At 69.2% G+C, this 10783-nt stretch carries 10 protein-coding genes; 6 read left to right on the top strand and 4 right to left on the bottom strand.

The genetic code is table 11. The features are described from left to right. Nucleotides 1-224 (top strand): phosphotransferase (locus ACR2FV_RS05500; RefSeq protein WP_434014696.1); only part of this gene is annotated, 224 nt, incomplete at its 5' end. Nucleotides 225-491: 267 nt separating this feature from the next. Then, nucleotides 492-1616, top strand: coding sequence for a 4-hydroxy-3-methylbut-2-enyl diphosphate reductase (locus ACR2FV_RS05495; protein WP_434014697.1), 1125 nt, complete (start codon nucleotides 492-494; stop codon nucleotides 1614-1616). Between the two features lie 8 nt (nucleotides 1617-1624). Here ACR2FV_RS05495 and ACR2FV_RS05490 read toward each other — a convergent pair whose 3' ends face one another. Next, the gene (locus tag ACR2FV_RS05490) at nucleotides 1625-2851 is read right to left on the bottom strand and encodes a DNA recombination protein RmuC (protein ID WP_434014695.1); all 1227 of its coding nucleotides are present in this window, start codon (nucleotides 2849-2851) and stop codon (nucleotides 1625-1627) included. Between the two features lie 120 nt (nucleotides 2852-2971). Here ACR2FV_RS05490 and ACR2FV_RS05485 point away from each other — a divergent pair, with 120 nt between their 5' ends. Together ACR2FV_RS05485 and ACR2FV_RS05480 are read left to right on the top strand one after the other, a co-directional pair. Next, nucleotides 2972-3712 carry a 3-hydroxybutyrate dehydrogenase gene (locus tag ACR2FV_RS05485; RefSeq protein ID WP_434014694.1) on the top strand — a complete coding sequence of 247 codons (741 nt, stop codon included), beginning with the start codon at nucleotides 2972-2974 and terminating at the stop codon, nucleotides 3710-3712. Further along, entirely contained in the window at nucleotides 3709-4647 is a 939-nt protein-coding gene (locus ACR2FV_RS05480) for an alpha/beta hydrolase (protein ID WP_434014693.1), read from the top strand. The genes ACR2FV_RS05485 and ACR2FV_RS05480 overlap by 4 nt, the downstream gene beginning before the upstream one ends. A 162-nt stretch (nucleotides 4648-4809) precedes the next feature. Here ACR2FV_RS05480 and ACR2FV_RS05475 read toward each other — a convergent pair whose 3' ends face one another. Continuing rightward, a complete protein-coding gene (locus tag ACR2FV_RS05475) occupies nucleotides 4810-5844 on the bottom strand; it encodes an aldo/keto reductase (RefSeq protein WP_434014692.1) in 1035 nt (344 codons plus the stop codon). Between the two features lie 89 nt (nucleotides 5845-5933). Between ACR2FV_RS05475 and ychF the strand changes: the two genes are divergently transcribed. Next, the gene (gene ychF / locus ACR2FV_RS05470; protein WP_434014691.1) at nucleotides 5934-7019 is read left to right on the top strand and encodes a redox-regulated ATPase YchF; all 1086 of its coding nucleotides are present in this window, start codon (nucleotides 5934-5936) and stop codon (nucleotides 7017-7019) included. Between the two features lie 365 nt (nucleotides 7020-7384). On the opposite strand, the gene ACR2FV_RS05465 is transcribed toward ychF, so the two are convergent. Continuing rightward, a complete protein-coding gene (locus tag ACR2FV_RS05465; protein ID WP_434014690.1) occupies nucleotides 7385-8512 on the bottom strand; it encodes a tyrosine-type recombinase/integrase in 1128 nt (375 codons plus the stop codon). 58 nt (nucleotides 8513-8570) lie between these two features. Then, on the bottom strand, nucleotides 8571-8807 hold the full coding sequence (locus ACR2FV_RS05460) for a helix-turn-helix transcriptional regulator (RefSeq protein WP_434014689.1): 237 nt from the start codon (nucleotides 8805-8807) through the stop codon (nucleotides 8571-8573). Nucleotides 8808-9908: 1101 nt separating this feature from the next. On the opposite strand from ACR2FV_RS05460, the gene ACR2FV_RS05455 reads away from it, so the two are divergent. Further along, the gene (locus ACR2FV_RS05455) at nucleotides 9909-10772 is read left to right on the top strand and encodes a GntR family transcriptional regulator (RefSeq protein WP_434014688.1); all 864 of its coding nucleotides are present in this window, start codon (nucleotides 9909-9911) and stop codon (nucleotides 10770-10772) included. Nucleotides 10773-10783 lie beyond the last annotated feature (11 nt).

Below are 10783 nucleotides of genomic sequence, written 5' to 3'. Positions count from 1 at the left end.
GGGCACCTCAGCTGCGGTCCCGTCTGACAGATCTGTGGGAGGCCACCCGATGGGTGAACAGCCAGCCCGAGGGTCAGTCGGTGCGCTGTCACCGGGACCTCATGGCCGACAACCTCCTGCGGACCGGGGGCCAGGGGTGGGTGCTGCTGGACTGGGACAACGTGGGCCCTCGGCGCTCAGGCGGCCGTGCTGCTCGATCCCGGCAGCGTGGCGGCGGATCGTGAGTTCGCCCGCCCGCGAGTCACCGGCCTGCTGCGTGATATCTCCACCTTGGCGGACCTGGAGCAGGCGGCCAAGGCCCTGCTCTAGCGGACCCGGTGACATATGAACGGGCACCCTCGGCCTCCCGCCGCCGACGCGCGGACCCGACTGGTGCACGATTCGGCACACTGGTGCCTTGCGCGCGCACGCGGGGCACCGGTGTGCGACATCGTGCACCAGTGAGCCGGGTGCCGGGATCGACGGGGGACCGTCAGGGCTGCCGGGTGGGGATGTCCGCGCTGCGCCCCGCCGATCAGGCTCTGCCCAGCCGGCCCGCATACCATGGGCACGTGACTTCGCCGACCCAGCCGACCGACGTGACCGTGCCTGCCACCGACACCGCCGCCGAGTCGGGGGAGGGCCCCAAGCAGGTGCTCCTCGCCGCCCCACGGGGGTACTGCGCCGGGGTGGACCGGGCCGTGGTGGCCGTGGAGAAGGCGCTCGACCTCTATGGCCCGCCGGTCTACGTGCGCAAGCAGATCGTGCACAACGTGCACGTGGTGCGCACCCTGGAGAAGCGCGGCGCCATCTTCGTTGACCAGACCGACGAGGTGCCCGAGGGTGAGACCGTCATCTTCTCGGCGCACGGCGTCTCGCCGCAGGTGCACCAAGAGGCACAGGCACGGCAGCTCAAGACCATCGACGCCACCTGCCCCCTGGTCACCAAGGTGCACCGCGAGGCCGTGCGCTTCGCCCGTGACGACTTCGACATCCTGCTCATCGGGCACGACGGGCACGAGGAGGTCGAGGGCACCGCGGGCGAGGCGCCGGACAACATCACCCTGGTGCAGAGTCCCGACGAGGTGCCGGGTGTCGAGGTGCGCGATCCCGACAAGGTCGTCTGGCTCTCCCAAACCACGCTGTCGGTCGATGAGACGATGGAGACGGTCCGCCGGCTGCGCGAGAAGTTCCCCGCGCTGCAGGACCCGCCGAGCGACGACATCTGCTACGCCACGCAGAACCGGCAGGTCGCCGTCAAGCAGATGTCCGACGGCGTCGACCTGATGATCGTGGTCGGATCCCGCAACTCCTCCAACTCGGTCCGCCTGGTCGAGGTCGCGATCGAGCACGGCGCGAAGGATGGGCACCTGGTCGACTACGCCGACGAGATCGACCAGGCGTGGCTGCAGGGCGTGCGCACTGTCGGGGTGACCAGCGGCGCCAGCGTGCCGGAGATCCTGGTGCGCGACGTGCTCGACTGGCTCGCGGCCCGAGGCTACGAGGACGTGCGAATGGTGACTGCCGCAGAGGAGTCGCTGATGTTTGCGTTGCCCAACGAGCTGCGTAAGGAGATCAAGGCCCGCGGTGGCCAGGAGGCCGAGCAGGTCAAGCACGACGCGGGCGCACTGACCTGAGCTGAGCCTCAGCCCGTGCGGCGCCCGGCCCGCCGGCCGTCGTCTGGGGCGTGCGGCACGTCGTCGCTGAGCTCGTCGCGCGGCGGTCCGACCGCTTGCAGCTCGGCGTCGATCAGCTCCGACTGGGTCAGTGGCCGAGGGGTCGTCGCCACTGCCTCGAGGGCGGGCGGCGCCTCACCGACGACGCCGATCTCGTGCATCTTGCGGCTGGTCACCATGACCCGGGACTCCAGGGTGCCCACCATCCGGTTGTAGGTCTCCACCGAGCGGCTGAGGGCGCTGCCCATCTCGCCGACATGCTTGCCCAGCGTCGCCAGCCTGGTGTGCAGCTCGCTGCCCAGTCGCAGCACCTCGCGGGCATGCTCGCTCACCGAGTCCTGCTGCCAAGCGAAGGCCGTCGCCCGCAGCACGGCCAGCAACGTCGCCGGTGAGGCCAGCACGACCTTGCGGGCCTGGGCGTGGTCGTAGAGGTCAGGCTCCGCCTGCAGCGCGGCAGCCAGCACGGCATCGCTGGGCACGAAGCAGATGACCAGCTCAGGGCTGGTGGCGAAGGCACTCCAGTAGGCCTTACCGGCCAGCGCGTCGACGTGACCCCGCAGCGCCGTCGCATGAGCCTGCAGGTATGCCGTGCGCTCAGTGGGCGGGACCCCCTCACCCTGAGCCCGCAGGAACGCGTCGAGCGGCGACTTGGCGTCGATGACCAGGCACTTGTCGCCGGGCAGGCGGACGACCACGTCGGGGCGCACCCGGGCGTCGTGCCGGCTCACCGCGCTCACCTGCTCCTCGAAGTCGCAGCGCGCCAGCATGCCGGCGTGCTCCAGCACCCGGCGCAGCTGGGCCTCGCCCCAGGTGCCGCGCACGCCGGAGGAGTTGAGCGCCCCGGCCAGGGTGGCGGTCTGCTGCCCCAGCGCCGACGTGCGCTGGGCGACCTCGCTCAGGGCGGCACCGAGCTGCCCGAACTGCTCGACCCGGTCGCGTTCGAGGGTGCCGACCTGCCGTTCGACACGATTGAGCGCCTGCTGCAGAGGTGCGAGCTGCGCCGCGACCTCCCGGTCATCGGCCGCGCTGTCCTCGGCGGCGCGCAGCCGCTCGGCCAGCAGGTCACGCTGCGCCTCGGCGGCCACCACCTCGCCGCGCCCCATCCGCATACCCCACCCCACCCCGGCCCACCACACCAGCAGAGCCACGACGACGACAATGAGGCCCAGCCCCACGACGTGCACCCAGTTGTCCATGCCGCTCACCCTGACAGCCGGCACCGACAGACCGGTGTCGCGGCACGCCCGTCGACGAGACGAGCGCCGCGGCCTACGTTGGGGACAGCCCCCGACACCGCATACCGAGAGGACTGCCCGATGAGCGAGCAACGCACCGCCCTGGTCACCGGAGGGGCGTCCGGCATCGGGCGCGCCATATCCCGACGGCTGGCCGCCGACGGGATGGCCGTGACTGTCGCCGACCTCGACGGCGAGGCCGCCTCGCAGGTCGCCGAGGAGATCGACGGCACTCCATGGGTGGTCGACCTCGCCGACACGGCGGCCCTGGAGGACCTGAGCCTGAACTGTGACGTGCTGGTCAACAACGCCGGCATCCAGCGGATCAACCCGATCCAGGACTACCGGCCGCACGACTGGCGGCTGATCCACCGGCTCATGGTCGAGTCACCGTTCCTGCTCATCCGGGCAGCGCTGCCGGCGATGTACGAGCGCGGCTGGGGTCGGGTGGTCAACCTGTCCTCGGTGCACGGGCTGCGCGCCTCGACCCACAAGTCAGCCTACGTCGCGGCCAAGCACGCCCTGGAGGGACTGTCCAAGGTCACCGCGCTGGAGGGTGGGCCGCACGGGGTGACCAGCAACTGCATCTGCCCCTCCTATGTGCGCACACCGCTGGTCGAGGGTCAGATCGCCGACCAGGCGCGCACACACGACATACCCGAGGACCAGGTGGTCGAGCAGGTCATGCTGACCCAGGGCGCCGTCAAGCGGCTGGTCGAACCCGAAGAGGTCGCCGCGCTGGCCGGGTTCCTGGCCGGGCAGGACGCGGGCATGGTGACCGGCGCGTCCTACACCATGGACGGCGGATGGAGCGCCCGGTGAGCGCGGAGCCTGCCGTCCTGCCGGACGAGCGCTACCACCGGGTCACGGTGCCGGTGCGCGGCGGTGACCTGATGGTCGGAGTGTGGGAAGCCCAGGCCGACACCTTGTCCACCTCGCCAGGCGGAGTGCAGCGCAGCGTCCTGGCCGTGCACGGCATCACCTCATCGCACCTGGCCTGGCCCGCGGTCGCGGCGGCGTTGCCCGACGTGCGGATCATTGCCCCGGATCTGCGGGGTCGCGGCCGCTCGCGCGACCTGCCGGGGCCCTACGGCATGCCGACCCACGCCGACGACTGCGCCGCAGTGCTCGACCACCTCGGGGTCGATCGGGTGGTCGCGGTGGGGCACTCGATGGGTGCCTTCGTCTGCCTCGTGCTCGCCGACCGGCACGGCGCACGGGTGAGCTCCCTGGTCCTCATCGACGGGGGTATGCCGTTGCTCCCGCCAGCGGGGATCGCCCCGGAGGAGTTGGCGGACGCGGTGTTGACGCCGGTATCGCAGCGGCTGGAAAGGACCTTCCCCAGCCGGACGGCATACCGCGACTACTGGTTGGCGCACCCGGCGATCGGGCCCTGGTGGAGCGAGCTGACGGCGGCCTACGTCGACTACGACCTGGTGGGCGTTGAGCCGGAGCTGCGCTCGGCGACCCGGGTGGAGGCGCTGGAGGAGGACACCCGCGAGCTGGTCGACGGCGAGTCGGTGTCGGGTGCCCTGCAGCGGCTGACGCATCCCACGTCCTGGCTGCTGGCCCCCCGGGGGCTGATGGACGAGGTGCCGCCGCTCTACCCGCCCGCGGCGCGGGAGCACTGGAGGGCCCAGCACCCGCAGGTCGAGGTCGGGGAGATCGAGGACGTCAACCACTACACGGCGGTGATGGCCCCGGACGGTGCCGCGCAGCTCGAGCCGTGGATCCGCCGCGCGCTCGCGGACCGGTGAGCGGACGGCATACCCGACGGACCATTGTGCGCGCGACCTGGACCTGCGCATGGCGTGGCGGAGCGCATATCGGTCGGCCCCGTCCGTTGTGCGCGCGACCTGGACCTGCGCAGGGCGCGGCGGAGCGCATATCGGTCGGTGGCAGCTGAGCGTTCTGGACGACTAGGACTCGGCGGACAGGCTGCGGTCCCGCTGCTGCAGAGCCAGCTCGCCGTAGGGGTACTCACCCGCGCCGGGGTCGCTGGCACTGTCCAGCCGGTTGACCTCCGCTTCGTCCAGGTGCAGGCCGGCCGCCGCAAGGTTGCCGCTCAGCTGCTCCAGCGTGCGGGCCCCGAGGATGACGGAGGTGACCGCGGGTCGGTCCACCAGCCAAGCCAACGCCACCTGCGCCATCGGCACGCCACGCGCCTCGGCGACCTCGCGGAGCGCGTCCACGACGTCCCAGGTGCGCTGGGAGGATGAGCGGCGGTCGTAGGCCTCCATGCCCCGCTCGGGGTCCTCCCCGAGACGGGTGGCGCCGGTGGGGCGTTGCTCCTGGGAGTACTTGCCGGTCAGCCAGCCTCCGGCCAGGGGCGACCAGGGCAACAGCCCGAGGCCGGCGTCCAGACAGGACGGCACGACCTCCCACTCCAGTTCTCGAGTGAGCAGGTTGTACTGCGGTTGCAGGGTGACCGGAGCCTGCAGTCGGCGCTCGCGGGACGTGGCCATGACCTTCTGGACCTGCCAGCCGGTGTAGTTGGACAACCCGACGTAGCGGACCTTGCCGGCACGGACGAACCCGTCCAAGGTGTCCAAGGTCTCCGCCAGCGGGGTCACCGGGTCCCAGGAGTGCACTTGGTACAGGTCGATGCGCTCGACCCCGAGGCGGCGCAGGGAGTCCTCCAGAGCTCGCTCCAGATGCCGCCGGGACAGGCCCACGTCGTTGACGTCCTCGCCCATCGGGAAGCGACCTTTGGTAGCCAGCACCACCCGGTCACGCACGTCCGGCGAGGCCTGGGCCAGCCATCGCCCGATGATCTCCTCCGAGATGCCGCTCGTGTAGACGTCGGCGGTGTCGACCAGATTGCCGCCGGCCTCGACGAAGGCGTCCAGCTGCGCGTGCGATCCCGCTTCGTCGGTCTCGCTGCCGAAGGTCATGGTGCCGAGGGTGAGGGTGGAGACGGCGCATCCGCTGCGTCCAAGCGTCCGATAGTCCATGCCAGCATCCTGACCTGCCGAGCACCGGTCGCGCCACCCGGGGGGAGCGCAACCCGGCAGTGCTGCAGCGCGGCTAGACTCCTGTCCCCGTGGCACTCACCATCGGCATCGTCGGCCTGCCCAACGTCGGCAAGTCCACCTTGTTCAACGCACTGACCAAGAACACCGTGCTCGCGGCGAACTACCCGTTCGCGACGATCGAGCCCAATATCGGCGTCGTGCCGATGGCTGATCCACGGCTGGACCGGCTGGCGCAGATCTTCGACAGCGCCAAGATCCTGCCCGCCACGGTGTCGTTCGTCGACATCGCCGGCATCGTGCGCGGGGCCTCGGAGGGGGAGGGCCTGGGCAACAAGTTCCTGGCCACGATCCGCGAGGCCGACGCGATCTGCCAGGTCGTGCGCGCCTTCCGCGACGACGACGTGGTGCACGTCGAGGGCAAGGTCTCCCCGTCCGGCGACATCGAGACGATCAACACCGAGCTGATCCTGGCCGACCTGCAGACCCTGGAGAACGCCATACCCAGGCTGGAGAAGGAAGTGAAGGGCAAGAAGACCGACAAGGCGGTCCTGGACACGGCGGTCGCAGCGCAAGGCGTGTTGGAGCAGGGGACCACGTTGTATGCGGGGGGCGCGGCGGCCGGGGTCGAGGCCGAGCACGCCAGGACGCTGGGGCTGCTGACCACCAAGCCGTTCCTCTATGTGTTCAATTTGGACGAGGACGGGCTGACCGACACCGGGCTGCATGACGAGCTCGCTGCGCTCGTCGCACCCGCCGAGGCGATCTACCTCAACGCCAAGCTGGAGTCCGACCTCGCCGAGCTGGAGGCCGAGGAGGCGGCCGAGCTGCTGGAGTCGGTCGGCGTCACTGAGGCAGGGCTGGAGCAGCTGGCCCGGATCGGCTTCGACACCCTCGGGCTGCAGACGTACCTGACCGCGGGGCCCAAGGAGTCCCGGGCCTGGACGATCCGCAAGGGCTTCACCGCGCCCCAGGCCGCCGGGGTCATCCACACCGACTTCCAGCGGGGCTTCATCAAGGCCGAGATCGTCTCCTTCGGCGACCTCGACGCTGCGGGGTCGATGAACGACGCGAAGGCCGCCGGAAAGGTCCGCATCGAGGGCAAGGACTACGTGATGAGCGACGGGGACGTCGTGGAGTTCCGCTTCAACGTGTGAATCAGCGCGTTTGTGCAGGTCAGAGAGGGTGTAGGCCCTCTGAGTCCGCACAGAGTCCGCAAGAACTTCAGTCCGGGGTGCTCGATAGACCCAACATTCTTCGGCCAACGGGTGTGGACGGTGGCGTACAGCCTGACCCGTGCCGGGATCACGTTGGCCTCGGCCAGGCACGCCCACGTCCGGCCGGCGACGATCCGGTCCCAGCTGTTCAACATCCCCCCCAGATCGCCAACCGGGCCCGCCGGCTGCGGCTGTACCTGGCCCACGAACTGGCTCTGGCAACATGGCCTCAGGTCACCCGTCTACGAACCCCCGCGAATGCAGGGCCGTCCAGGCTGAGCTGAAGCGTGAGGTCGTGGAGTCCCTCAGGCTCTGTGGTGACGGGACAGGCCGTCGGCAAGTTCGTGTTGTTCCGGGTGCACGAGCGATGCGGACATGATCGACTCGGCAGCCTTACGGGTGCGGTCCTCGGCGGTCGGCCAGAGGTGGGCGTAAGTGTTGAGGGTCGTCGTCGCCTTCGCGTGTCCGAGGGAGCGCTGGACGGTGACGACGTCGCAGCCGGCGGCGATGAGGCCAGAGGCGTAGAAGTGCCGAAGATCGTGAAGCTTGATGCCTGACAGGTCGGCGTCCCGGAGGGTCTTGCGCCACCAATAGCCGACCGTGTTCTGGTGTGGCGGACCGTCACCCACCCCCGCGAAAAGCCACTGCTCCTTGCCCGCGGTGCCGAAGGTGGCTACGTGCTCCGCCAGAAGGGTGACCAGGCTGTCGGCGAGGTGGACGAGGCGTTCGGAGCCATACTTTGGCGCGCGAACGTCGATCGCGGCGCCGTTGACGCGCTGTACCTGGCGGCTGACATTGAGCGACTTGCGGAGGAAGTCGACATCGCCGAGTCGCACGCCTGCAGCCTCGCCAAGGCGCAGGCCAGCGAAAGCGCATAGGCCGATGAATGGCCGGAACCGCTGGTCGGCCACTGCAACCAACTGCCCGACCTCCTCTGGGGTGGGAATCGACATCGCGGCGTCGGCGCGACGACCACGTGGGAGGCGTACGCCGTCGGTCGGGTCAGAGCCGATCACCTTGTCCTTCACGGCTGCGCGGAAAACCGATCTGACGTTGACGTATCGGGTCTTGATCGTGCCCGGGGCGAGCCCGGCGGCATTCATGCTCTTGATCCACGACTCGACATCGGAGCGGCGGATCTGCTTCATCGACGTGCCGGTGAACGGCACCGATTTTGCAGCCAGCGACATCGCAAGGACTGTGCCGGGCGCCCAGACCTGACGAGCCGACCACTCACCAAAGAACGCCGCGAAGGTGATCCGGCCAGCCTTGGGGTCGGCATAGGTGCCGGCGACCACTGCGGCCGTCACCTCGTCGAGCCAGTGCTGCGCGTCGATCTTCCGAGCGAAGTGTCGGGAGTGCTCGTTGCCTGTCACGTCTCGGTAGCGCGCACGCCATCGGCCGTTTGACCGCTTGGCGATGTTCCCGGACATATCGGGTCCTTTCCCCGGCTGGGTCCATCGTCGCAGAGCCGTGAAGCTGCCGACCCCCTCAGCGGCTCGAGTCCGGATCATTGGTCTGCGTCTCCAGCCATCGCGCGACTTCGGTGCGCCAGTAGCGGACACATCGACCGACGCGGAAGCTGGGAGGTCCGCTGCCGAGGTGTCGCCAGTAGCGCAAGGTGGCCTCAGGGACCCGCACGATGGCTGCAACCTCCTTGATGGTCAGCAAGTCGTCATCAGCATGCGGGAGATCAGACAAGATCGATCGGTGCGGGACGGCGCTCATGGTGTTTCTCCTTACGTCAGTGTTGCCGCCATCGTGGGTGCATGTCGTTCCCCTTCTCGTCCCTAGCGAGCTCTTGGGCATTAGGGAACGTGGGTAAGTGTGCAGGTCAGCGCACGTTCCCTAAGATGTTCGGACTGCTGCCGTCTCTGGTAACCAGAAGCGGTGCGGCGCGCTTTCCCGAAGGCGTCAAGCGGACCTTGAACCCCCTACGCACCCCATGGGCGGCGACGTTGACTGCTCCGCCATGGCCAGGGTCAGTCAGAGCTGCGGGGACGCCTCGGGGACGCCAGGGGTCAGATAGGACAGCTCTGAGAGAGCCAGGGGTGGCAGTACTGGCCTGTCATCCGCACGTATGGTGGCGTCCTCGGCGCGATTCATACGCGCGGCACCCGCTTTAGGAGTCCGGTCCGGGTCTTGCGGTGGATCGCTGCTGTCACGTTATCGCAGGTCAGAGGGGTCTTTAGCCATAGCATTGCGGTCAGTTGCGGTTGATTTGTGGGCTGCGGGGACGGCTCGGGGACGCGCAGACGGAGCACCGTGGACGAGTCCTCGGGCTCGGGGACGGGCGCGACCTAGTGGTCATAGGTCATCGGCTCGGGTGGGGTCTGGCATACGGGGTTGAGGCCTTGTTGCAGACGTCAGTGATTGCGCACGCGTGCGACGAGGCGCTCTGTCAGCGCCCGGACGCCGAGCATGCCGGCCCCTCTACGCAGCAGGAGAACCGTGAGGAGTGGCTCCGTCGACGGTGGCGGTTCGGTTCCCCTCATCGGGACACGCGAGGACGAGCCGGTCGGGCGCGGGCAATCCGCGACGTAGTGCGGGTCGGCGGGTCTGCACTGAAGGCACAAGCGGCCGTAGTCAGGGACCTCGATCGAGACCAGTGGGCGTTGCCGCTGGGGTGGTGAGCGGCGGAGGGCCTGGCAATGGTGTCGGCGCTCATCGTTGCGGTCGGTGCTGCGGACCGTGACGGTCCGAGTAGTGCTGCTGGTGCTGTGGAGGTGCGGTTTGCCGAACGGACGGTTGGTCCTGAGGGGTCGTCGTGCCCCATGGTCGGCCGATGGTGGCCCGGACCGTGACCCGGGCCTGACGGGTCCGCTCCAAGTGGCCGGTGAGCTTCTCGTTGACGGGTCGCAGGTCTGCCTTCTCAACGCTGACCCAGGCCCCTTTGCGCTGGGCGGCCAGGAGCGCTGTCTCGGCCCCGGTAATCAGCGCCTGCTCATCCCGGCGGGTGGCGACGCTCAAGGCGCGGGGTGGGTCGAAGAGTCGCCCGGCTTCCACGTGTGCATCCGGCATCCCCTGGCAGGTCGGGGCCAGATGGTGGCTCGTAAGAGTGCCCTGCCGCAGTGCGGAGGCGACCACGGTCAGGTCTGGGACTCGTTATCCGGTGTACTGCTGGGCGTACCGCAGCACCCCGCTGGTTCCCAAGAGAGCATCGTCCTAGCCTGCACGCTCGCCGTCGAACCCGAAGCCGCAGCACGCCTGGACCTGGCACCAGAGGCCAAACTGTTCGCACTCGAACGGATCCGGCTCGCCGGCAGCGAGCCGTTGGCCCACGACTGCGTCTGGCTCCCCGGCGAAATCGACACGCCCCTGCTGCACACCGACTTCAGCCGCACCGCCCTCTACGACGAACTCGAACGGCACCAGATCCCCCGCCCCGACGGAGGCCGCGAACGCATCACCGCCACGAACCTCTCCCCAGGCCAGGCCGAGCACCTGAACGTGACCCCCGGGGCCGCGGCCCTCGTCATCGAACGCACCGGCCTCTGGCACGGACAACCCATCGAATGCCGACGCACCACCGTCCGCGCCGACCGCTTCACCCTGCTCATGTCCTGGACCAGCAAGGGATACGACATCCAAGGACAGACCGATCGATCCACATCCACCACGATGCCCTACGAGGCTCTCGCCGGCACGCCGGACGCCAACAAAACTATGGCCACCCAGCCGAGTGCGCAGTGACCGCGGGCGCC

Source organism: Ornithinimicrobium sp. (assembly GCF_051004135.1).
Taxonomy (GTDB): domain Bacteria; phylum Actinomycetota; class Actinomycetes; order Actinomycetales; family Dermatophilaceae; genus Ornithinicoccus.
The sequence above is the reverse complement of the archived record's forward strand: the minus strand, read 5'-3'. Positions and strand labels throughout refer to the sequence as shown.